21 protein-coding genes are annotated in these 24,711 nt (G+C 44.6%); 15 read left to right on the top strand and 6 right to left on the bottom strand.

Annotated features, from left to right (window positions below):
- Positions 1-274 precede the first annotated feature (274 nt).
- The 5 genes from C162_RS22580 to C162_RS22565 all read left to right on the top strand — a co-directional run bounded on the left by C162_RS22580 (position 275) and on the right by C162_RS22565 (position 5,545).
- Positions 275-1,975 carry an ABC transporter ATP-binding protein gene (locus C162_RS22580; protein ID WP_036698033.1) on the top strand — a complete coding sequence of 567 codons (1,701 nt, stop codon included), beginning with the start codon at positions 275-277 and terminating at the stop codon, positions 1,973-1,975.
- Entirely contained in the window at positions 1,929-3,194 is a 1,266-nt protein-coding gene (locus C162_RS22575) for a radical SAM/SPASM domain-containing protein (protein WP_036698029.1), read from the top strand. The genes C162_RS22580 and C162_RS22575 overlap by 47 nt, the downstream gene beginning before the upstream one ends.
- 3 nt (positions 3,195-3,197) lie before the next feature.
- Complete coding sequence (locus tag C162_RS22570; protein ID WP_036698026.1) at positions 3,198-4,232, top strand: radical SAM/SPASM domain-containing protein; 1,035 nt, start codon at positions 3,198-3,200, stop codon at positions 4,230-4,232.
- A gap of 40 nt (positions 4,233-4,272) precedes the next feature.
- Positions 4,273-4,431, top strand: coding sequence for a hypothetical protein (locus C162_RS36670; RefSeq protein WP_179090430.1), 159 nt, complete (start codon positions 4,273-4,275; stop codon positions 4,429-4,431).
- Positions 4,432-4,555: 124 nt separating this feature from the next.
- Positions 4,556-5,545, top strand: coding sequence for a S8 family serine peptidase (locus C162_RS22565; RefSeq protein ID WP_036698024.1), 990 nt, complete (start codon positions 4,556-4,558; stop codon positions 5,543-5,545).
- Positions 5,546-5,596: 51 nt separating this feature from the next.
- Here the strand turns inward: C162_RS22565 and C162_RS22560 are convergent, their stop codons facing one another.
- The 4 genes from C162_RS22560 to C162_RS22545 are packed head-to-tail and all read right to left on the bottom strand — an operon-like array spanning position 5,597 to position 10,620.
- Entirely contained in the window at positions 5,597-8,080 is a 2,484-nt protein-coding gene (locus C162_RS22560; protein ID WP_036698021.1) for an ABC transporter permease, read from the bottom strand.
- Positions 8,077-8,751 (bottom strand): ABC transporter ATP-binding protein, encoded by a 675-nt coding sequence (locus tag C162_RS22555; protein WP_036698018.1) that lies wholly within the window; start codon positions 8,749-8,751, stop codon positions 8,077-8,079. The genes C162_RS22560 and C162_RS22555 overlap by 4 nt, the downstream gene beginning before the upstream one ends.
- A gap of 58 nt (positions 8,752-8,809) precedes the next feature.
- Entirely contained in the window at positions 8,810-9,958 is a 1,149-nt protein-coding gene (locus C162_RS22550; RefSeq protein WP_051493850.1) for a HAMP domain-containing sensor histidine kinase, read from the bottom strand.
- Positions 9,946-10,620, bottom strand: coding sequence for a response regulator transcription factor (locus tag C162_RS22545; RefSeq protein WP_036698015.1), 675 nt, complete (start codon positions 10,618-10,620; stop codon positions 9,946-9,948). The genes C162_RS22550 and C162_RS22545 overlap by 13 nt, the downstream gene beginning before the upstream one ends.
- A gap of 176 nt (positions 10,621-10,796) precedes the next feature.
- On the opposite strand from C162_RS22545, the gene C162_RS22540 reads away from it, so the two are divergent.
- From C162_RS22540 to C162_RS22500, 9 genes are all read left to right on the top strand, one after another.
- Positions 10,797-11,546 carry a LytR/AlgR family response regulator transcription factor gene (locus C162_RS22540; protein WP_036698009.1) on the top strand — a complete coding sequence of 250 codons (750 nt, stop codon included), beginning with the start codon at positions 10,797-10,799 and terminating at the stop codon, positions 11,544-11,546.
- A 169-nt stretch (positions 11,547-11,715) separates the two neighbouring features.
- Positions 11,716-13,140, top strand: coding sequence for a 3-isopropylmalate dehydratase large subunit (leuC, locus tag C162_RS22535; RefSeq protein ID WP_036698006.1), 1,425 nt, complete (start codon positions 11,716-11,718; stop codon positions 13,138-13,140).
- A 25-nt stretch (positions 13,141-13,165) separates the two neighbouring features.
- Positions 13,166-13,768, top strand: a complete 603-nt coding sequence (gene leuD, locus C162_RS22530) for a 3-isopropylmalate dehydratase small subunit (RefSeq protein ID WP_036698004.1) — start codon at positions 13,166-13,168, stop codon at positions 13,766-13,768.
- A 190-nt stretch (positions 13,769-13,958) separates the two neighbouring features.
- Positions 13,959-15,536, top strand: coding sequence for an N-acetylmuramoyl-L-alanine amidase (locus C162_RS22525; RefSeq protein ID WP_036698001.1), 1,578 nt, complete (start codon positions 13,959-13,961; stop codon positions 15,534-15,536).
- A gap of 199 nt (positions 15,537-15,735) precedes the next feature.
- On the top strand, positions 15,736-17,175 hold the full coding sequence (locus C162_RS22520; RefSeq protein WP_036697998.1) for an N-acetylmuramoyl-L-alanine amidase family protein: 1,440 nt from the start codon (positions 15,736-15,738) through the stop codon (positions 17,173-17,175).
- A 105-nt stretch (positions 17,176-17,280) separates the two neighbouring features.
- On the top strand, positions 17,281-17,931 hold the full coding sequence (locus C162_RS22515; RefSeq protein ID WP_036697996.1) for a GerMN domain-containing protein: 651 nt from the start codon (positions 17,281-17,283) through the stop codon (positions 17,929-17,931).
- A 22-nt stretch (positions 17,932-17,953) separates the two neighbouring features.
- The gene (locus tag C162_RS22510; RefSeq protein WP_051493849.1) at positions 17,954-20,770 is read left to right on the top strand and encodes an S-layer homology domain-containing protein; all 2,817 of its coding nucleotides are present in this window, start codon (positions 17,954-17,956) and stop codon (positions 20,768-20,770) included.
- Between the two features lie 212 nt (positions 20,771-20,982).
- On the top strand, positions 20,983-21,690 hold the full coding sequence (gene nth, locus C162_RS22505) for an endonuclease III (protein WP_036697993.1): 708 nt from the start codon (positions 20,983-20,985) through the stop codon (positions 21,688-21,690).
- Between the two features lie 2 nt (positions 21,691-21,692).
- Complete coding sequence (locus C162_RS22500) at positions 21,693-21,959, top strand: hypothetical protein (RefSeq protein WP_036697991.1); 267 nt, start codon at positions 21,693-21,695, stop codon at positions 21,957-21,959.
- Positions 21,960-22,035: 76 nt separating this feature from the next.
- On the opposite strand, the gene C162_RS22495 is transcribed toward C162_RS22500, so the two are convergent.
- Together C162_RS22495 and C162_RS22490 are read right to left on the bottom strand one after the other, a co-directional pair.
- Entirely contained in the window at positions 22,036-22,596 is a 561-nt protein-coding gene (locus C162_RS22495) for a DUF2812 domain-containing protein (RefSeq protein ID WP_051493848.1), read from the bottom strand.
- Positions 22,593-22,934, bottom strand: a complete 342-nt coding sequence (locus C162_RS22490; RefSeq protein ID WP_036697987.1) for a PadR family transcriptional regulator — start codon at positions 22,932-22,934, stop codon at positions 22,593-22,595. Before C162_RS22490 ends, C162_RS22495 begins: the two co-directional genes overlap by 4 nt.
- 243 nt (positions 22,935-23,177) lie before the next feature.
- Between C162_RS22490 and C162_RS22485 the strand changes: the two genes are divergently transcribed.
- Positions 23,178-24,711 (top strand): dynamin family protein (locus tag C162_RS22485; protein ID WP_200869231.1); only part of this gene is annotated, 1,534 nt, incomplete at its 3' end.

The following is a 24,711-nucleotide window of genomic DNA, read 5'->3' as shown; positions in this document are numbered from 1 at the left end:
ATCAATAGTAATCCGCTTTCTTATAAGTATATCCTATAAATCGGCCTGATTACATCGGTTTTTACAAGGGTTGCAGTAGCTGTCATATTGGGGAAATGATTTAAATTTGGCATAACCAACCATTGGGTGAGAAAAAGGCACCATTCGGTCGAGAAATCTGGCATATTTCTACATTTCTGTTTATTATGAATGTATTGAAAGAAAATGATTGTTTTAAAGACGATAATACTGCTAAAAAAGTAAAATAATACACAAATCGAAGGGATAAAACTAAATGTATTACTGGATAAAGTGCTTACAGTACTTAAACGGTTCTAGTCGACTCAGATATTTGGATTTTACACTTCAACAAATAAAATGCATAATATTTGTTTTAATTTATAGTGTTTCGTCAATTATATTTCCAAGTTACATAAGTAAAATAGTTGACTTAGGAATAAGCAATAGGAACATTGGGGATATTGCCAATTACACTATTACTATGCTGATTGTAGGATGTACGATGGTTGCTTTCCAATATTTATATCAAGTTAGCTTCTATAAATTTTCACAACGCTTTGTTTCTGAAATAAAAGAAATGGTTTTTGAAAAATTAATGAATACCAATATAGCTTTTTGGAGCAAGCATAAGGTTGGAGACATGTTTACAGTTTTAGAAGAAGACATCTCATCAATAGAAAGCCTTTTTACAAAATCAATAAGCGGAATTTTATCCAATACATTAATTGCAGTAGGCATTTCCGTATATTTAATCTACATAGATAAAACTATTGGAATCATTTTAATATTGCTTACTTTTTCATTTGCTTTAATTCAAAAAAAATACGGTAAAAAAATTGAAGCATATGTGGTGCCATTAAGAGAAGAAATTGCAGATTTCTCATCCTATACAAATGAAATACTAAATAATGTGAATCATATTGAAATGGCTGGTGAAGTAAAACGTGCTTATAGTGGTTACTGCAAGAAGAACCGTTCTGTAGTAGAAAAAGCAATAAAACAATTAAGAATGATTACTGTGTTGTTTAGTATTGTTTCAAGTTATAGCGTAATCATTATTTTTGTGGTGTTGCTTATGGGGGCGCAAAGAGTATTATCAGGGACGATGACAGTAGGTGTTTTATTCAGTTTAATCATTTATGTGCAAAGAATGTTTGGCCCAATAAATTCGATTGGTAGTGAGTATATATCTTTCAAAAAAAACATTCCTATTTTTAGACGGATATTTGAAGTTTTGGATAATAAAGAGGTTATTCAAGAAGGAAATTACACCCCTGACCTCGATCTATCAGGCAAGATTAGTGTGAATAGAATTGATTTTAGCTATGAAGAATCCAATCAAATATTGAAAGGGTTATCATTGGAGGTCCAACCGGGTGAAGTAGTAGGAATCGTAGGCAAAAATGGATGCGGGAAGACAACCTTAATGAAACTCTTTACGAAGCTCTGTGTACCTCAAAAAGGGGAAATTCTAATAGATGAAGTGATTATTGGAGATTACCAAACGGATTATCTGCATCATCAAGTCGGTTGCTTATTACAAAGTGAATTTATATTAAGCGGTTCTTTAAGGGATGTTCTGGATACTAAAAATCGCTATAGTGATCATGAGATTATTGAGACGATGAAGGAATTTTGCTTAGCAATAAATGATTTTCCTGATGGACTCGATACAATGATTAAAGAAAATTCATTAAATCTTTCGGGTGGACAAGTACAAAAGATAGCGTTAATACGCCTCTTCCTTCAGAATAAATCTATTTACTTGTTAGATGAACCCACTTCAGCTATGGACATTGAAGCAGAAAAGGTAATCTGCAATGTGATTAGAAGAAAACTAGAAGGAAAAACAGCATTAATTATTACACATAGAGAGCAAATCTTAAATATATGTGATAGAAAAATAATGCTAGCGGAGGAACAAGAAAATGAACAAGAAAATGAACAGGAATATTATGTTAGGTCAGTTTACTAAAGTTTTGACTCATGGAAACAAAGTGATTTTAGGGAATCGAATGAATGGAAAATGGATGAAAATGAGTCAGGAATGTTATGAAATACTTAAACTTGCCATGCAGGAAAGCGCAACGACTAATGAACTGATTGAAGCGTTTGAAGACCAGGAAGATAAGGAATACTTCTTCGAGCTGTTGCAACTTTTGTACAAAGAAAATTTGCTGGCCGATACGGAAGAGATGTTACTGTTTGATAAAAATTTCAGTGTTGATATAGCAATTACCAACAGATGTAATCTCAGATGCAAACATTGCTGCGTGGATTCTGACTTAACAAATTTGAGCGATCCGTTGGACACGGATGTTCTAAAAACGGTTTTGAATAAAGTGGTTAAATCAAAACCCAAGAGTATTTGCTTAACGGGTGGAGAACCTTTAATTAGGAAGGATTTTTTTGAGATTCTATCTCACCTGAATGATATTTACGATGGTGAAATCAGAGTAATGACGAATGGGACATTAATTAATAGTGAAAATGTGAAACAACTAGTGGCGCATGTATCAGCAATAGATTTTAGTATTGATGGTGTTAATGAAGACACATGCTCATCAATACGTGGAAAAGGAGTTTTTAACAAGGTATTGCATTCGGTTGAATTATTAAAAAATCAACATTTCGATAAAATTTCATTATCAATGGTCTTGACTAAGGAGAACTATGTATTACGCAATCAATTTGAGGAATTAAATAAAGAATTAGGAACCCGTGGCATTGCAAGGGCTTTTAGCCCAATTGGAAGAGGAAAAGATAATAAAGATTCATTGCAGCCTAAAGAAAAAGAAGTTCAAATTGAAGAAATAAGAATGATGAATCTTGACATTGATGATGTTCATATTTGTCTCTGTGGGGGGTTGTTTAAAGAGATTTATATAAATAGTAAAGGACAGATATATCCTTGCGGTTTATTGGAGAGAGATAAATATTATGTAGGCAATATATTGGAAATAGAAGATTTAAGCAGTTTTCTGGGGAGTGGTGAATTTAAAAGATATGATGGATATCAAAATTGGGAGTATTTACAGCCTGATAAACATGAAAAGTGTAAAGATTGTGATGTTAATTTATTTTGCTGGAATTGCTTGCATTACTTAGATCTTATAGAGAGCAATGATGGTTTTTATGAAAGTGTTTGTCCAGAACTGAAACGTAACTTCCAAAGGATTGTATGGGAGGATTGAGCAATGTTAATAGGAATTTGGGTAACTAAAGCATGCAACCTGAGATGCAGCTATTGTTATGAAGGAAACGACAAAAAGGAAATATATATGGATCGCAATACTGCGGATCAAATAATTAATTTTATCCAAGAGAACTATAGTACTAATGATAATTGGTCAGAGGATCCATTAATTATACAATTCCATGGAGGGGAGCCATTATTAAATTATGACCTAATAACATACATTACTGAACGACTGAAATTATTATTCGCCACATATAAAAAAAAAGTTATGTTTGGCATTACAACAAATGCAGTGTTACTTGACAAAAAGAAGATTGAATTCTTGGCGGAAAATATGAATTATGATTTTTCAATAAGTATTGATGGCGATAAAAAGGTTCACGATCAAACAAGGCTATTCTCAAATGGTACAGGTTCTTATGATGCAATTATAAATAAGGTTAATATGACATTGGAAAAAAGGAAGAATATTAGGGCTAGAGTTACATTTGGTGCTCAAACAGTTTCTCATTTATTTGAAAGCATTAAACATTTGATAGAATTGGGATTCTTAGTGATTGTCTGTATCCCTGACTATTTCGATAAGAGTTGGGATGAGAAACATATAGATGCTTATTTAGATCAGCTTGGTTTGTTGAAAGAATATTATTTAAGGAATAGGTTAGATGAAAAAAATGTGGAAATTCCAATCTTAGAAAATAATATTTTCAAGAAAAATAAGTGTTCTGGCGGTTATAGCAGTATTCACATTGACCCAACCGGAGAGATTTATCCGTGTTCCTATGTTGTAGGAGATACCAAATATAAAATCGGTTCAGTACATCTAGGAGGAATTAATAATGATTACTTAGCAGATATCTCAAGAATTAATGACTGCAACATGATTGAATGTGAAGGGTGCAATAATTATAGCAGTTGTCTTACTGTAAGATGCCGATACCTCAATGAATTATTAACTGATGACGGATTGTGTCCTTCAGCAACAATATGTGCTTTTGAAAATGCCAATTATAGTTTTTTAAAATCAGTTTAGAGATAGAAGTAGCTAGGAATGCGAAGAAGGAGGACTTATTATGAGTTTAAAGATTAAAAAAATTGCGGACAAAATTAATGCATTAGAAGTAAAAGGGCAAGGTTGTAAAGATGATTGTGCCGATTGGTCTGGAAAAAGTGCCTCTAACCCAGCAGGTTGCTCTGTTACATTCAGCTGTAAAATTACTTGCGCATTTTAATGTGAACAAGTAGGTAAATTTACTTAAAAAAACCATTTCAGCATTCCTAGTCTATTTTTATATAATGGGTAGTGATTAAAATCACTACCCATACTTATTATATGCAACTATAGGGAGATCAAAAATGAATCCTGATGTAATCATTATTGATACGGGAATAGTTCAAGAGAACTCCATTGGAAATGTTATCGGTGGTATGGGTTTGACTGATGAAGATAGCGATTTCGAAGACGATAATGGTCATGGTACGCAATGTGCGAATATAATAGCGCAAATGTGTGAAGCGCAGCCCAATATTTTTGCGATTAAAGCATTAAATCAAAATATGGAGAGTTCACTTGATACCTTAATAGAAGCCTTGGAGTATACGCGTAAACTTAATATTCGGACAATTAATCTTAGCTTAACTACAATTAAGAAAAAAAGCAGATCAAGGCTACAACCAATTATACATAAACTCAAGAGTGAGGGTAAGATCATAATATCTTCAGCACCTAATCAAGGTTATTTGGGTTATCCAGCTGCGTGCGATGGAGCAATCGGTATAAATGGTGCTATACTTCAGGGGAACAGTGATTATTGGTACAATAAAAGCAAGGTGATCCAATGTATCGCTAATAAAACGCCTAATTTAGTAAAGAGTATAAGTGATTCATATAAAATGTTTGGCGGAACGAGTAAGGCTACCGCAACTGTTACAGGTATAGTATTGAATATATTAATCAAGAAACCTGATTTGAAATACGAGGAACTGGAAGTATTATTGCAAACATTTGCCGAAAGAAAACTATGGAAAACAAACGATGTTATTGGTGCTAATACATTTAATTTCGATTCGGTTGAAGTTCTAGGCCAAAGCAAACTAAATAACGAAATAAAAGAAATATTGTTCTCATATTTTAAGAAAAGAGATAGAGATATTACCGCAGAGCAACTAGCGAGCACTAAATTAATTGATTTATTGTATCCAAATGATTTTTTTGAGATTTTAAAAGAAATAGAAGCGATTACAGGTGTCAGCATTAATTATAATGGTGTTGATTATAGAGTTTTTAGTTCAATAAGCACATTAACCAAATTTATTGAACATACTAAAGAAATGAATGACGAATAAAAAATACATCAGGAGTATTTCTGCTGATGTATTTTTGAATTTGTTCATCCGCTATTCAACGGTCTCTATGGAATCCACAATACTCATGTCTGCGATTTTGCGGAGTGGAATACATGTTGCGGTTAAGCAAACCACAATAGAAATAAATGCAGCTCCCATAATGGGGAGAAATGGAACGGGGATAAGCTCTATGGTGTCTGTTTTAGCAGCACTTACAAAGATTGAACATGAATACCCTGCTATAGAACCGGCGATAGCTGCGATAAGTCCGTAATAGGCGCCTTCCCAAAGGAAGGTCTTGTATAAGCTTGAAATGCTCATGCCTATCGCTCGCTGAACCCCGATTTCAGTAATACGGGTATGAATATTTGTGTACACGGTATTAATTATATTTAGAATTCCTATAAGCCCGATAAACAGAATCAATCCCCATGCTAACCATTTGATCTGCTGATAGCTTTCTGCAAGCTGTGTATCTGTATCTTGATAAGAAAGCCATTGGCCCCCTCCAGCTTGTTCACTTATTTGAGTAATAACTTTCTCAACATTTTCCTTATCAGCGTTGGGTGACAAGACAGGATATAACTCCGAATAATTGATTGTTCCTGTAATCTGATCGTAGATCGTATCATATACAATGATTTGAACCCCGTTTACAAATCCGTCATTATCCAGTGTGATTGAATTACTACTTTCATGCAGAACTTGTAACGTCAAGTTATTGACAGATATATTATCGCCTACGGAAATTAAGGTACTGCTTAATCGGGTATCTCCATAATTTATGGCGATGGGATTTTTGATAATACAGGCTTTTCCTGCTTTTAAATCCTGGAGTTCCGGTTGGGTAAGTGCCGGTGCGATCATTTTTAACCGATCTTCATCAACACCAATAATATGCAGCGCCTCGCCTGGCTGTAGTGAAAAAGATGTGGAAATTGGCATCTGCCCCTTGCTATCCTGTGTATACAGGCTATATTTCAAGGTGGAAACGGAAGTTATATCTGCTAAGGATTTGAGTTCCTTCACCACTTCTGGAGAAAAACCAGTTGTCTTATGGGTAATGGAGTAATCACCAATATGCATTTTTTGTACGGCAGTGCTCGTGTCCAATAATGTGGAAAAACTCTGTAATGCTATAAATACCGTTATACTCATAAATAATGATAAAATAGTAATTGTCGTTCTGCCTTTATTTCGCTTCATATTCATTCTTGCGTAGAAGGCTTCGAAGGAACGTATACGCCGAGCCTTTCGATTTTTTCGTCCAACCCGTATTGACGGACCTGACATTGCGAGCGTCGGAGAAACCTTTGCCGCATATCTTGCGGCAGGGAATGCTGCAAGATAGGCAAACAATAATGTAATTACTGTACTGATGAGCAGAGGAAGTATTTTCCCGGAACTATTTTTGGCTATCAACACGGCTAATTCTTCCGATGAACTTGTTAGAAACAGGTCCGGAGACAAGAGGCTGGTTGCGGAGATGGTAATTCCTTTGGCAAACAATATGCCAATAGTGATCCCTGCAGGAACACCTATTCCACAGAGTAGGGTGAGCTGTAGCGATACTAATATATATAGTTTACTGCGTTCCGCACCAAGAGCGCGTAATGTACCGTATTCGCGGATGCGTTTCGTTACAGAGATTTTCAAAACGTTATAAATTACAAGACCGGAGGCTAAAAGAACAAGAGTACCAACGAGAACGCTTGCAACGGCCATAAAGGGAAAACCGGAACCATTGTCTGAGTCATCGCTCTTATGGGTGTAATCAATACCTACTGCTGCTAGAAGGATGTCGTTGTACTGAATGCAATATTCAGGCAGAGCAAATTGAGCGGCGATATCATCAACCGTGTTCTGGAAGTGATTTTTGTTTATCATACGAACATCTGTGGAGTACAGTTGGTATTTTTTCGGCAGCAGCTGTTCCGCTGTTCCTTGACCGGCAATACCGTTAACACCGCCGGATACATACCCTAAGTAATTACTTTTTAAAATGCCGGTTAAAGTGAAGGTAGTCTTATATTCAAAGGGAGCCTGATCGTCCCGTATAAGCGAGATACGGATCGGCAATGTAATGTGGTCTCCAAGTTTGCCGGAAAAATTCAATAGATTTAATGCATCTTGTGGTAAGGCAACTTCATGGGTTGACTGAGGTAAGCGTCCGGATGAAAGTTGTGTTATGGATGGGTAGACTGAAAGTGTATCATCTTCATATTCACGAAGCCAAATAGAAAGTTTAGTATTCGGTATTACTGAGGTGCCGATATTCATAAAGCTACCTGAGAACGACAATCTATTATCGAAGTTAAGCTTCTCTTTTTGCTCTTGTGTAAGTTGATGAAAAGTAACATAACGGTTGCCATTAAGTGCTGCTGCCTGCTGTTGACGCAAAGCACTTAATATACCAAGGGATTGGCCGATAACCGTAGTCATAATTGTAGATAGAATAATCGCAATTAAAATTAAAACGGAAGTGATCTTTTGGTTATTCAACTCTTTCCATACAAGAGAACGATAGGATTTCATTTCGCCGCCACCTCCGAAAGGAGGCCGTCTACAATAACAAATTGTCGTTCCGCCATGCGTGCGATCTGGTTGTCATGGGTAATAACCACAAGGGTTTTGCACATCGTACGCCAAATATCATAGAGTAAACTCATAACCTCGTTGCCGCTTTTACTATCCAAGTTTCCCGTGGGTTCGTCAGCAAAGACAATGTCAGGTTTTGTAATTAGTGCTCGGGCAATGGCGACACGTTGCTGCTGGCCACCAGAGAGTTCGCTGGGCAAGTGGGTCATTCGACTTTTGATTCCAAGCATATCTGTTAGGTCTTTAAGATAAGCCTCATCCACCTGGCGTTTGTCCAACAGCAGAGGCATGATAATATTTTCCCTTGCGGTCAGGACAGGTAAGAGGTTGAATTGTTGAAAAATAAATCCGATTTTCTGGCGACGAAAAGCGGAAAGCTCCTTGTCACTGGTGAGGTAGATATCTTTCTCATCGTAGATAACACTGCCGGATGAAGGTTTGTCCAGACCGCTTAACAGATGAAGCAATGTGCTCTTCCCGCTACCCGAAGGCCCCATAAAGGAAATGAAATCTCCAGGCGCAATTTCTAAATTAACATGATTAAGGGCAATGACACTGTTTTCGCCGTTGCCATAAAGTTTTGAAAGGTCTTTTGCCTCAATATACATACACAACTCTCCTTTTCCATTAATAAGGAGAGTGTAGAATATAAATCTCAAAAAATGCTCAAGATTTCAAAATATTAAATGAAGCCGTTGCCATTGCACCATTCTCTGTATTTTGTAAGGCTAGGGTGCCTCCGTGTTTTTCACAGAGCAGCCGGCAAATGTACAGTCCCATCCCAAAATGCCCTGAATCCCCAGAAGGATGATCTCCGCGTAAAAACGGTTCTGTACCGCGGGTTAACATATTCTGAGAATAGCCTTCACTATCATCCTGAACAGTAAGAAGCATACTGGAATCATCGCAGGTGACAGCAACACTAATTTGCTTACGGGCGTACCGGACGGCATTCGAAACGAGATTTTCTGCCACATTATAAACAATGGACCGATCAACCCAAATCCACTCGTTTTTGTTGACGTTATTATCATGCAGATTAAGCTTCTTGTCTTTACGTAATATCGTCAGACTTACCGAAAGCTCTTGGATTAGAGCCGACCACTGAACCTGTTTTGAATTGCATTGCATTTCCTCTAATCTCTGGGCACTGCTCATCGTTTCTATAAAAGCTTCAATCCTGCCGGAATACTCTTCAAGTAATGAAAGTGTATCACCGATCTCTTCTTTTGTTTGTTTTCCACTTGTTATTCCCTTTTTAAGCAGCTTTACCGAGCCTTTGATTACGGTTACGGGATTTCGCAAGTCATGAGAAAAAGCAGCATTTAACCTCTTTCGCTCCTCAGTTTGCCGCCACAGTTCCCTGTTGTTTTTCAGAAGCTCACATCGCATCGTTTCAAATGCGTCACAGAGCTGTCCAAGCTCATCACTTGCAGAAGATGCAATCGAGAAGTCCAGGTTGTTGTGCATAATTTGCCGGGCTCCATTTTGCAGAGCGGCCAGGGGCATTTTAAGCTTAATCCGATAAAAAAGCCAATCAGCTAAAAATAATCCTGTTAGTACATATAGAGTGGGAAGCGCAAATTGCAGGATGCTAAAAATGTGATACCATGCCGGGTAAGCAGGTTCTGGGGGCACTGGTGTGGCTCTGACATCATTGCCATCCATCTTTAATTCAATAGACGGCCCGTAATGCCTGAAAATTTCGCTGATCCCCCAAATTGATATGACGCTCAGGAGCAAAGCGATAAGTAAAAATATGGCCGATAGAAAAAAGAATGCTTTTTTTAAACTCATATGGTTTATCCGTTCCATTTATAGCCTACCCCCCATACCGTATCAATGTAGCTTTTCTGAGTAAATACCGCGAGTTTCGCCCGAACTTTACGAATATGTTCCATAATCGTATCGCTGCTTCCTTCTCCGTCAGTTCCCCAAATGGCTTCATAAATGTGTTCGCGGTCAAAAACTTGCCCGGCATTCATGGAAAGCAGTTCTACAATTTCAAATTCTCTCTTTGACAGTGGTACAACAAAACTGGAGACAGAAACTTCCCTGTTAGAATAATTTACGGTAAGATCTCCAAAAAAACGGATTATAGATTGCTTATGCATACGATTTTCGCGACGTAAATGGGCTTCTACTCTTGCCCCCAATTCATCAATATCAAAGGGCTTGAGGATATAGTCATCTGCTCCTGCGCGAAAACCGAAAATTTTATCCTTACTTTCAACTCTAGCCGTTAGAAAAAGGATTGGACAGGAAATATACTTGCGAATTCGCTGACAAACTGTAATACCATCGATGTCTGGCATATTGATATCAAGCAGGATAATATCGGGCTGACAATGGACTCTTTCAAGCGCTTCATTTCCGCTAAGAGCTGAATATACCTGATAACCGGATGACTCAAAGTAATTCTTCAGAATAGAGATAATTCCTGGTTCATCATCAATGAGCAAAATTTTACTCTTCAATCTAAAAAAACCTCCTTAAGAATCTTTAATTATGACTAGTATCTTGACCAATGTTGATTCTGATTTTATGCTATTATTATAAGGAAAATATGGTAAGAATGGCAGATGGATGAAGAAAAATAGATTCGACTCGAACCAAATTTAATGCCACAAAAATAATGAAGGGTAGTGGTTGAATGCTAAATGTTGCATTTTGTGATGATGATATTAAATTTTTGAATAGCATTGTATCTGAAGCAAAAAGAATATTCAAAAGGCTAAAAGTCAATACAACCATCTACACTTATACAAATGGTAAAAAACTAATTGATGATTTTGAGCAATATCATTCGTATTACAATATCATTTTTTTGGAGTTAGACTTGCCGCTAATGGATGGGAAAGAAGTGGCGAGAAAACTGCGCCTTTTCGATAAAAAATTCAAGCTGGTATTTGTTACTTCTTCAGAACAAGAGGTTTTAAATACCTTCCAGTATGATATAAGCGGTTTTTTACCTAAAAGACTCATGAACGAAAGATTATTTTTAATAATAGATCGTGTGGTAAATGCTATAAAAGATGATAACCCGCAACTTCAAGTTTTTAAAGTTAACATCACAGGCGATAAAAGAGCGTTAATCAAAGTTCCCTTGAATGATATAATGTTTTTTGGAAGTGTAAACAGGAAAAGCTATTTACATACCAAAAGGAGAACCTACTTATTGCACGGATTTAAATTTATAGATTTAATAGCGCAATATAGCGAGCAGGGTTTTGTTGATATACATAGAACTTGTATAGTAAATATTCAATATAATTTTTCGGTTGATGATATTGAAATTCGTCTTGATGATGGAACCTTGCTTCCCTTAAGCAGGCGGAAAAGGTCTCTGGTGCTGGACAAGTTCCTTCAGAAGGTTAGTGAGGGTATGAATATTAGGAAGTGAAATCCTGCAAGAGCCTTTTGTTATAATCTTGTGTCTCATAGGTACAGCCTATCAGCGCTATAGAAATCATATCTTGGAATTATAAACGCACCGATGTTATATTTAGAACATTCAAGAGAGACTCCACGCTCTCTTCATAGGAACGATTCTACTATATGAGGTGAAATTCATGGGCAATAAGACAATGTTTGAGAAGATTTGGGACAATCACGTTATTCATCAGGAAGAAGGCAAGCCGAGCATTATTTATATCGATCTTCATCTGGTTCATGAAGTGACTTCCCCGCAGGCGTTTGAAGGACTTCGCCTGAGCGGCCGTCCGGTCCGCCGTCCGGGACTTACCTTTGCCACAATGGATCATAACGTGCCTACCAAGGACCGTTTCAATATTACTGATCCGATCTCCAAGCAGCAGATTGATACGCTTTCGCAGAACTGCCGTGATTTCGGCGTAAGATTGTTTGACCTGAATGATATTGACCAAGGTGTCGTTCACGTCATGGGTCCTGAGATTGGCCTGACCCATCCCGGCAAGACGATTGTCTGCGGAGACAGCCATACCTCCACACACGGAGCCTTCGGTGCACTGGCCTTCGGGATCGGCACCAGCGAAGTTGAGCATGTGCTGGCCACCCAGTGTCTGCAGCAGTCCAAGGCAAAGACCATGGAGGTTCGCTTCACCGGCAGCCGTAATCCGGGAGTGACCGCCAAGGATATGATTCTCGGCGTAATTGCCAAATACGGAACGGACTTTGCGACTGGCTATGTTATCGAATATACCGGCGAAGCGATCCGTGAGCTGTCGATGGAAGAGCGTATGACCGTCTGCAACATGTCGATCGAAGGCGGAGCCAGAGCGGGCCTGATTGCACCGGATGAGACCACCTTCAGTTATCTGCGCGGACGCCAATATGTGCCGCAGGGTGAAGCGTATGATGCCGCCGTTGAGACCTGGAAGGGCCTTGTTAGTGACGAAGGTGCCCAGTATGATACTGTGGTGGAATTCGATGTAGAAACACTTATCCCGCAGGTTACCTGGGGCACCAGCCCTGGTATGGGAACGGATATCAACTCCACCGTGCCGAATCCTGCTGATTTCACTACCGAGAATGAACGCAAAGCCGCCGAGAAGGCGCTTGAATATATGGATCTGGCTCCGGGTACGCCGATCTCCGAGATTGGAATTGATTATGTCTTCATCGGCTCCTGCACTAACGGCCGGATTGAGGATCTGCGGGCCGCGGCTGAAGTAGCCAAAGGCCATAAGGTATCTGACAAGGTTACAGCGATCGTGGTGCCAGGCTCCGGGCGCGTGAAGATGCAGGCCGAGAAGGAAGGTCTGGACAAAGTATTCACCGAAGCAGGATTTGAATGGCGTGAAGCTGGATGCAGTATGTGCCTGGCGATGAATCCGGATGTTCTGCAGCCGGGACAGCGCTGCGCCTCTACCTCCAACCGTAACTTCGAAGGACGCCAGGGACGCGGCGGACGCACACATCTGGTCTCTCCTGCCATGGCGGCTGCGGCAGCCATCAAAGGACACTTCACGGATGTGCGTGACTGGAACTACAAGACGGAAGCCGTCAACTCATAATTGAGAGAGCAGGAGGATACAGCAAATGGAAGAATTCAAGAAGTTAACAGGAATTGTAGCCCCGGTAGACCGGGTTAATGTAGATACGGATGCGATTATTCCCAAGCAGTTTCTGAAACGGATCGAGCGCACAGGCTTTGGCCAATTTCTCTTCTACGAATGGCGTTTTGATGAAGCGGGAAATGACAATCCGGCATTTGAGATGAACAAACCGCGTTATGAGGGAGCTTCTGTACTGATCTCCCGCGCGAATTTCGGCTGCGGCTCCTCCCGGGAGCATGCTCCTTGGGCCATCATGGATTACGGGTTCAGAGTGGTCATAGCACCATCCTATGCCGACATCTTCTATAATAACTGCTTCAAGAACGGCATTTTGCCGATCAAGCTCTCGGAGACCCAGGTAGACGATCTGTTCAGCCGCACGGCCAAGCATGAGAGCTACACGCTTACTGTGGATCTGGAGAACAATAAGCTGAGTGATGAGTATGGTCTTGCTATCACCTTTGAACTGGATGAGCACCGCCGGCAGTTCTTGCTGCAGGGGCTGGATGATATCGGCTTGACACTTCAGCATGCCGATGAGATTGCCGCTTATGAAGAGCGACATGCAGCTAAGCTTTTTGCCTAAGAGATAAGATAAGTTAACGGGTGAAGCATATTTATTCTTATATTTACACAAAACTTCTATTTCCGGGTGTCGGAAATAGAAGTTTTTTTGCTATAATCAAGATATTATTGCCTGCGAAGGCAACTTTTGGGGGTTAGTGTCGTCTTAATCTTATCTGCAAATCTATCAATGGACCAAAGGAGAGGAAAGGATGAAGAAAGTCGGACAACGGGTGTTGCTTCTACTGCTGCTGCCACTGCTCCTCCTGTCATTCGCCGGCCACAAAGCTGCGGCAGCCGGAACAAACCCCGGTAAGATCGTGATGGACAGCAAGGAGCTTGCATTGCCTAAGGGGGTAATCCTCGAGAATGTGAATGGAAGCGTTATGATTCCGATCCGTGTAGTGGTGGAGAATCTGGGCTTCAAAGTGCTGTGGGAACAAAGCAGCCGCAAGGTAACTCTCCAGCAGGACGGCAAGTCTGTACAGCTTGCAGTCGGCAGCACCACCGCTCAAGCTGATGGTGTTAACCTGACACTTAATGCTGCACCCAAGCAGAACGGCGGGACGGTACTGGTGCCTGTCCGCTTTGTCAGCGAGCAGTTCGGTCTTAGCGTCGGCTGGGACAATACGGATAAGACGGTGTATTTGAGCGGAGGGGTAACAGAGATGGCCCCTGCCACTTCAGATCCGCTGCCGTCAGCCACCGCAGCTCCCTCCGTGTCAACCGGAGCCGCTCCAGTGGCTGTTGAGTCTCCTGCACCGACCACTCCGCCCCAGAGCGGCACAGAGATTCTCGAGGAATTGGACGGAAGTGTTATAGTTACTCCGACTCCGCCAGCTACATCACCGGTGGTGAAAGGGGCGGTATTCAGCGAGAACCGGCTGATTGTAGCCGCTGCGGGAGGAGCCAAGGCTACAGTTACGAGAGTTACCGGACCTGACCGCATTGTAGTGGATTTTGCCGGAGCGGCATTTGCTCCTGATTTCAGCGGGAGCTTCCCGGGCGTATCCACGGGAGGAAGTCCGCAGGGCAAGCTGGATGTGAGCGGCTACCCGCTTGTATCTGAAATACGTTATGCGTTGTTCAGTACGAATCCGCCGACGGTCAGGTTCGTAATCCAGACCACAGGCTATCAGAATTACCAAGTAAGTACGGATGAGAGTACAGGTCTAGTCACAATCGATCTGAATGTAACAGGCAGTGAAACGGGCGCGCCTGTGAATCCGGTATTCACCGGAAGACCGATTATTGCGCTTGATGCCGGACATGGGGGCAAGCAATCGGGTGCGGTCAGTCTTACCGGCAAGCTGGAAAAGACCTTTAATCTCGCGGTCATCCTGAAAGCCGGAGCTATTCTGACGCAGGAAGGCTGGGCTGATGTCATCTACACCCGTACATCGGATATTACCCTGGGCCTCCAGGATCGTGTGAATATTGCCCAAGCGGCGAATGCTACGCTGTTCGTATCTCTTCATGCCAATTCACTCGACGTATCCTATCCGAACCGTAGCAAAGTGAATGGCAGTGAGACGTACTACAGCCGCAGCGAGAGCCTGCCGCTTGCCGAGATTATGCAAAAGCATCTGGTAGCGGGAACCGGCCTTAAGGACAACGGAGTCCGTTCCAAAAGCCTGCATGTGACCCGGGAGACCCGGATGCCTGCCATTCTGCTGGAGGCGGGGTATCTGACGAATCCGGGAGATGAAGCAGCCCTGTACAGCGAACAGATGCAGGATAACCTCGCGCGGGAGATTGTAGCAGGAATTAAGGAATATCTTGGCTTGTAACGCTGTATAAGCGAAGTTGTCTGTAACCGCACTACATACCTTTTAGCAACAGGGATTACACAGACATTTCCACATTGATTGGGATTTATTCGCAACTTTTAAGTTCTACGAACGTCTACACTATGTCGAAGGTTGTCAGTTGGCATGCCATCAAGAACGCCCGATTGGGGGCGGAATACTAGAGTCTTAGAGGTGAAGAATGAAGAAATTTGCTTTTATGCTGTTGCTGCTGCTCTTTGTTGTGGTACTGCCAGGGCATGGACAAGCCGCTGCTGGCCAGAACAAGATCTTCCTGGATGGCCAGGAACTGAATGCAGGACAAGACGTTCCGGTGGAAAATGTAAATAACTCCATCATGGTGCCGCTAAGAATGATCGCTGAGAACCTTGGATACAAGGTGGATTGGAATCAGACAAGCAAGACCATCAAGATTGAACAGCAAGGAAAGACCATTCAGCTGATCGTAGATCAGACTGCGGCATCCGTCGACGGTAAGACGGTAATTATGTCAACAGCCCCTCTCCTGCGGAACGGTACGACACTCGTACCGATACGGTTCATTGGAGAGCAATTCGGTCTTACGGTCAAATGGGATAACACGAAGAAGGTTGTAGATCTTATTACCCCGCCCATTCCCGAGCCTAACATTGACCCGGGACAAAGTAATGGGGACGGAGGGACGGTTGTAGTGCCGCCGGGAGAACCCTCAAGCAGCCTGAGCATGATCAATGGGATCAGCTTCAATGAGAACCGGTTCACGATTGCGATAGACGGCAATGCCGAGCCGAAGATCTCCAAGATCAGCGGACCGGACCGCATCATCATTGATCTGCCGAATGCCACGTTCTCGGATATATTCGGAACAGGACAAATACTTGACCCTGACCTGAACGGGAACCTGACAGTTACGGATTATCCGGATGTCTCCGGTATCCGCTATTCGCTGTATAGCACTAATCCTTATACTGTCCGATTTGTAATTGATCTTAAAACTCCCAAAAATTATAGCGTAGAGGTATCGGGAGATTCCTCAAAGCTCATTGTCATTGATTTGAACGCACAGGCTCCAGGCGATACTTCAACGCAGCCGGGCAACAGCGGGCGCAAGCTGGTTGTACTTGATGCCGGACATGGCGCGAAGGATTCAGGGGCTGTAGGCATTACCGGCAAATACGAGAAGAATTTCAACCTGGCCGTGATTCTGAAGGCGGCTGCGCTGCTAAAGCAGGAGAACAAAATTGACGTGGTGCTGACGCGCAGCGACGATACCTTCCTTGAACTGAAGGAAAGGGCGGCAATTGCCAATAACCTCGGTGCAGATTTGTTCATATCCGTCCATGCCAACAGCAGCGGATCAGCGGCTTCCAGCGGAACGGAGACCTACTATCAGCGGGACGCGAGCAAGGCTCTGGCCAATGTGATGCACAAGTATCTTGTGCAGGCTACCGGGCTTAGCAACAGGGGAGTTCGTTACGGCAACTTCCATGTGATACGCGAGACAAAGATGCCTGCGGTACTGCTGGAGGTTGGCTATCTCAGCAATAAGAAAGACGAGGCTCTGCTGTTCACTGAAGCACTGCAGAACAATGTGGCCGCATCGATGGTCAGCGGAATAAAAGAGTATCTCGGGATTCAATAACAACGGGCGGCAGCAGGAGCCGCAGAGTCGTATGCAGACCTTATAATGCGGTCAAAAGGACTTTGCAGTCCCTCCTGCCCATATTCATCTGAGGGGGTTAATCAAATGAACAAGAAATTGACATATGCAGGGATCGCTGCAATGCTGCTTCTCGTAATTTCGGGCTGCGGCGATAAACCTACTGCTGCACCGGCCGATGCGTCCGGTCAGGATTCAACCTCGGTATCCAGCGGTGCTGAAGGAAACAATGCCGGGAATGATACTCCCACTGCCACACCGGCAGCTACAAGCACGCCTGAGCCTGCAGCAACTGTGACTCCAGCGGCTACGGAGGCACCGGCAGTGCCTGAGAAGCAGAGTCTTAAGATCAAGACGTATTATACTGACCTGCAACAGAACGACTTAATTCCGGCTGAAGTTTCTATCAGCTTCAAGGATGCCAAGGAGAAATATACGGAAGCCTTCAAAACACTCCAGAAGAGCGATAAGGATGACCAAATTCCTCTATGGAACAAGATTGAACTGAAATCACTGGAATTCTCCAATGGACAGATTGTGATGGATATTCATAAGCCGGATGAGGCACAGCTTGGTGCAGGCGGCGAGTCTCTGGCGATTGGCGCGTTGTCACAGATGTTCTTCCAGTTCGATGAAGTGAAGAATATCGATGTGCTGGTAGATGGAGAACAGGTAGAGAGCCTGATGGGGCATGTGGATCTTGTGCATCCAATTACCCGCGAGAACAACGGATTGTAGGCATTAGGCAGGAATAAGCCGGATGGCTGACGAAATTACCAACATAGAAATCCAGATGAGCCATAGAGAGGGGAATATCGAATTGTCCGGTCCAAAACGATTAAAGCGTACGGTTCAATCTTATTCTGTAAAAGCGGTATCTGCCGTTCTGGCCGGTGCGATGGTGCTTGGCGGGGCAGGGGCTGCCTTTGCCGATAATTCTTCAACCGGAGCAGCCGTTGCTGCTGTAACTCCGCAGACGGCTGCAACTGGTTCAGGGATCTTCAGTGATGTCAAGACGGGCTTCTGGGCCGAAAAGCATATCTACAAGCTGGCAACTCAGGGCATTGTGGTTGGCAATAACGGCCTGTTCCGTCCTGGCGATTCTGTGACCCAGCAGGAAGCAGTGCTGATGGCGCTGCGCTTCATGAAGCTGCAGGGAAATGTGAACACCAGTACCGAAGTTGCGCTGCCTAATGATTTTGTGGTTACGAACTATTATAAGCCATATGTAATCCTGGCCTTCCAGCACGGACTGCTGGATAAGACCACGGAGATGGCTGCAGATAACCTCAAAAGCTCGTGGGGCGAGCGGAAGGCCAGCCGTGAATGGGTCGCGGAGCTGCTGATCCGCGCGCTTGGCCAGAGTGCATCGGCGTCAGCGGCTGCAAGCCGGCCGACAGGCTTTGCCGATGATGCCAAAGTGTCCGCGAACAAACGCGGCTACATTAATACAGCGGTGGAGCTGGGACTGGCGAATGGGTTAACCGGCAACCGCTTCGATCCGCAAGGCGCTGTGACCCGTGCGCAGCTGGCTACCTTCTTTAGCCGTGCTGAAGCGCATAATAGCCTGGAATACGACAATACGTTCAAAGGAACGGTCAGTTCACTCAAGGACAGCAAGCTGGGATTGTACACTAACGGCAGTACGCTGGAATTCACTCTGAATGCCAATACCGCCTACTACACCAGTACCTCCGAGAATCGCATCTCATTGAACGAGATCCAGCCCTATACGAATGTGACTGTAATTGGAGCTACCTATAGCGCAGCTTATGTAGAACTCACAGATCCGGCAGTCCAGGTTGAGCAGGCTGAAGGTGTGTTCACCAAGCATACACCGGGTATCATCTGGGTCGATTCCGCGAACGGATACGATCAGTATCCCTACGATTCAGACACGGCTTTCCTGGATGTGAACGGAGCGGTTATTCAGCCCGCTTCCATCACCGCCGGCAGCAAGCTTACGCTGCTGCGTGAAACCTTCACCGGTTCCCGCAAGGTTGTGAAGGTGCAGGTCACCTCCGGTATTGTGAACAAGACGGCTAAAGGCACGGTTCAAAGCGTTGACACTGCAGCCAAGAGCATCACATTTAAGAATGCCGACGGCACAGTAGAAACCTTCAAATGGGAAGATGGGACTACGCTGTTCAGCTCCCCGAACTCTATCATTCAGCCCGCAGAGCTGAATGCCGGTGCTGCTGTCTCTTATACCATCAAGGACAATACGATCCGTTCGGTGGAAGTAACCTCTGGTGTTGAACGCGTAGTGAAGGGCTTCATTTATGAGCTGACAGATTCAACGATTGTCTACCAGAAGAGCGATGGCACCCGTGAGGTCAATCTGCTGGCTGCCACACCGGCTATTGTGATTCCTAACGCCGTAAGTCCGGTAATCGCAGACCTGATCGCTGACAAAACATCCGGAGACAATGTGCAGCTAACGCTGAACGGCAATGATCAGGTGACCAAGATTGAGGTGCTCAGTCGCCAGATTGAACAATATGTGGCTGCTAGCGTTGTGGATTATAACACCAAGACCCAGTATCTGACCTTCACGGACAATAACGGCAAGGCTCATGTGGTCAAAATGGATGAGAAAACTAAGATGTCGTACGGCGGAATGCTTACCTCTTCACTGTCCACCATGGGGCCCAGATTGGTTGAGAACCGCAAGATTGATGTGACCTCTATTAATGAGCGTGCAATGTCTGTTGAACTCACAACCAAATATTCCGGCACCCTGACGGCTATCAATACTTCAACCAAAACGATTGTGTTCAAGCTGGGCAACGGACAATTGCTGACGATGTCTTATCCGCAGGCCATTGAAATGTTTGGCAAAAGCGGCGCCGTCATCACCGATGTTCCGCTCAATGTGCCGGTTACGGCAGTGCTTGCCAGCAACCAGGAGCTCATCTCTGTGCTGCGTGTGAATGGGTCGTCCCAGTTCGAGATTGCTACCATCAATGCGGGCACTAACAAGATGACCGTGAAGCTGGAGGGTGGCAGCAACAGCAGCGAGTTAAACCTGGTGAATGTGCCGCTTACCAACGAAGCAGGCCAGAAGATCGCACTGACTGAGCTGAAGGCCGGAGATTTCGTGAATCTCAGCTTCGACGGTTCCACACCGCTGTCCCTGCAGACGGTTAAACAGGTTGCCGGACAGGTAACGGCAGTGGATGCCGCAGCAGGTACATTCACTGTGAAGGATTATACGGGAGCCTCCCAGCCTTATACTGCGGGCAGCGGAGTAAGAATCCTCCGGGATGGTGTTGCAACGAACGCTCTGAGCGGTCTTACCACAGCAGACCGGGTATTGGTGCGTAAGGATGCGACTGGTGTAGTGATCATCTCCGTGTTCAGTCAGTTGAACCGGACGTTCGCCCGTTATGAGAGCGCGACGAATGAAATATACACTAAACGTGCCACGCTGAATGAGAATAATAAGTTTGGACTTGCCCTGAATGCATATATTCATCAAGGTGACACGACTTTACCCGTGCAATCTCTCAAAGAAAATGATAATATTATAATGTATTTCAATAACGACAAGGTTGTAGAGATTGTGAAACAATAATCGTTTTGGTGATTTTCCGTGTGAAACACCGTCTTGATCCTTGAATTTTCCCTGGATCAAGGCGTTTTTTTTGAAATATAAGGGCAGTACGGTGTTCGCTTGAACGCTACGAAAGTATACGATATAATGTATCTTTGCTTATATTTCTTCAGACTTGAGTAGATATGCTGCAAGAGGACTTGCAGTCATACCTGCTCCGTGGAGGGGACGCTATGAAAGCTGCAGAGGTCCGCCACATCCTGGACACTATCGGTGGCATGTTCCCTGATGCACATTGCGAGCTGAATCACAGCAATGCTTTTGAGCTTACCATAGCCGTGCTGCTCTCAGCCCAATGTACGGATGCAACAGTGAACAAGGTGACCGAGGACCTGTTTCAGAAGTACAAGGCTCCGATCGACTATATCTCAGTACCGCTGGAAGAGCTGGAGCTGGATATCCGGCGGATTGGTCTATTCCGCAACAAGGCCAAGCATATTCAGAACCTCTGCGCAATCCTGATTGAGCAGTACGGGGGTGAGGTGCCTCAGGCCCATGATTTGCTGGTAACTCTGCCTGGTGTCGGACGCAAGACTGCGAATGTGGTCGTATCGAATGCGTTCGGAGTGCCAGCGATTGCCGTGGATACTCATGTGGAACGGGTAGCCAAACGGCTCGCACTTGCGGGCTGGAAAGATTCCGTGCTGGAAGTGGAGAAGAAGCTGATGAAGGCGGTGCCGCGTGACGAATGGACGCTGACGCACCACCGGCTGATCTTTTTCGGGCGATATCACTGTAAGGCTCAGAATCCCGGGTGCCAGATCTGCCCGCTGCTGGATGTATGCCGGGAGGGCAAGAAACGTATGAAAACTGCTGTAATCAGGAAAGCTAAGGATCATACGAAAGCTAACCAAGAATTAGAGAAGAAGAGGATGGGATAGAGATGAAGTGCATTTCTGTATACACCGATAATTTTGAAGCATTTTCCGATATTTTTGACCGCGTAGTGGACAGCCCGATGGAAGAGAACGAAGAACAGGAAGTGGAAGGTATCACAATCAGCCATTCCGGCGATGTGCCTGAGTTCTACCTGGAGCGTATGTCCGCGAAGCCAGAGGTTGTAGTAATGAAAGACAAATCCCGTGGTTTGACCATCCTGCAGCACGGCAAAGTCTTTGAAATCCTGCTTCCAGTGCTGGAAACAGCTTAATTTGGTTAGAGTTAGTTAGAGAGCCGGCCCTTTGGGCCGGCTCTCTTTGCGTTTCACGAAGCTCTAGTGCGGCTGACTATTCTAAGTAATGTCTAAGCCTCAGAGTATACGCGATATAGACCATAATAGAAGGGAGAAAGAGCATGGCGCACAGCAACATAGACACACTCGTCAGATGATGAAGCAGCTCAAGATTCCATACGTGAATGGACAGGTATCTCATTAGAAAGGTAATTAACATCAGCAGGGTGACTGTGCCAGCTATAATTTTACTGGTATGAGTAATTGTTCGGTATTTCTCATAGAGAGTAGAACGGTCAGTATGAATGGGAACTGTGCCGGGTTCCGCAGCAAATATATGCATATTTCCGGCAGAACATACATACGCCCAGCCGCTGTCGGCAAAAAGCTCATGGTATTCCTGCACCTCCTGCTGAAGTACATTCTGGATATCCAGACAATAAATCCGTCTTCGGGCTGTTCCTCTACGGACAATGTAACCAGACCCTAAGCGGGAAAAACGCTCCAGTATCCAGCCCTGTTCCGACAATCTGCTTAATTTATCCATTTCCTCTTGCTCGGCAAAAGCCAAGCCCCAAGACATAATATAGCGTATCTGCTTATTGTTTCCCCTCATTGTAGCTCCTCCTTCGCATTTAGCTGTGCCAATCTCCCGTGTTTTGACATTCTTAACCGTCGTTCAATCTCAGCTTCTACCATAGCCGTTCCCGCTTGAGTAAGCTGATAGGTCTTGCGCCGTTCATCGTCGTCTTCGTGTAAAAGGATGTAACCGGATTTCTGCAGCTTCTTGATGAGTGTATATAATGTCGCAGGACCCATGGTGATCTCGCCTTCGGTAAGCTCTTCGATGTATTTCATAATTGCATAGCCATGCTTAGGTAAGAGTAAAGCGAGCAGGATGTAGTAAGCAGAATCGGACATTTGCTCAGTTTTCAAGGGGGTATTCTTAGGCATACCATTCCTCCTATCAAAAATATTGAGATCGAATGATATATCCATAATGGATATATCCGTCATGGATATAGTATATGATTATGGTATTATCTGTCAAGCGATATATGGCATCTGCGAAATCTAGTTTTTCGTGAAGGTTTATAGGTGATTTTGTAAATGTGGATATTTGATTTGTGACGATCTGATGATAAAATATAATTATTCTATTCTTGCAGTGAAATAAATCATACAAATGTAATAATTATGAAAGAAGCTATAGAACGCAGCGAAGGCGGGGATGTCGTGGGAGCAGAACGGGAAAGAGTGGAGCAGGTTACAGCGGGATCATCAGCGCTTAGGCTGCTGGAGGAGCGCATGAGGCAATGGGGAGAACAGAAGAGTGCGCAGATTGTAGCAGATCTAAGGGTTAAAGAGCACGCAGATGAGCTGACGCTGGCATTCTGCGGACATTTCTCGGCAGGGAAGTCAAGCATGATTAACAAGCTCTGTGGTAAGCCTGTGCTGCCTTCGGGTCCGGTTCCAACCAGTGCGAATATTGTATCGATCCGCAGCGGAGCACCGCAGGTGCTGCTGCATCCGGTGGACGGAAGTTCCGGAGGGAATCTTGGGGTGATCAAGACTACGCCTGACCGGCTTCAGGATTTCTGCCGCCAGGGGACTGAATATTCAGCGATAGAGGTGTGGGAGGATGTCCCGGTGCTGGGGGCTCACGGTGTGCTGATGGACACTCCCGGCGTAGATTCGACAGATGAGGGCCATCAGGCGGCGACGCGCTCGGCGCTGCATCTGGCGGATGCCGTGTTCTATGTGATGGATTACAATCATGTGCAGTCGGAGAATAATCTGGCGTTTGCTAAAAGCCTTAGTGACTGGGGAAAGCCGCTCTACCTGATCATCAATCAGATCGACAAGCACAGGGAGCAGGAAATCCCGCTGGAGGAATACCGGCGGCAAGTGGAAAGCGCTTTCCGGGAATGGGGGGTTCATTCTGCGGGGCTGTTGTTCACTTCACTTAAGGTGGAGGGGCATCCGCTGAATCAGTGGAAGGATCTGCTGTCGTTGATCTCCGGTTTGCTGGAGCAGCGGCAGGTACTGCTTGAATATAGCTTGTCCCGTTCCATGCATCATACGGCGGATGCTGTAATTGCGGATTATCGTGAGCAGCAGCAGGAGGAGCGGGCTGCGCTGCTCGAAGAGGCAGATGGTGCAGCGGCTGAAGCTGTGGAAGCAGAGCTCCTGGCAACGATGCAGGAGGAAGCGTCGCTGGAGAAATTGCCTGAACAGTCGTGGGTCGATCTGCGCAGCAGGCTGGACGCTCTGCTCGGCAACACGAATCTGATGCCGGCCGATCTGCGGGATGCAGCGGGCGCATACATCGAGAGCCTCCAGCCTGGCTTCCGGCGCGGCCTGCTCTTCACCGCTGCGAAGCGGGAGAAGGAGCAGGGAGCGCGGCTGCTGCACTGGCATAGCCTTCAGCAGAGAGAGATCACTGCCCAGCTGGAGTGGCACACTCTCGAGCTCGTGCGCGAATGGGCGGAAGGCCTGGAGCTATGGCAGGAGGAAGCGGAGCCTATGCTGAAGCAGGCCTTCCCGGTGGTGAGCCAGCAGTGGCTGGCGGATCAGGTGAAGCCGGGAACCGGGGCTTCAGGCGAGGCGCTGCTTAATTTCTGCCGCACGCTTGCGGCAGAGATTAAGGCGCAGTTCCGCCGCGCGGTCCTGGCCTTCGGCGAGCCGCTGCTGGCGCAGCTGCCGCCGCTGGTGGAGGAGCGGCGCGCGG

The organism is Paenibacillus sp. FSL R7-269, from assembly GCF_000517865.1.
Lineage (GTDB): Bacteria > Bacillota > Bacilli > Paenibacillales > Paenibacillaceae > Paenibacillus_AQ.
The sequence above is the reverse complement of the archived record's forward strand: the minus strand, read 5'-3'. Positions and strand labels throughout refer to the sequence as shown.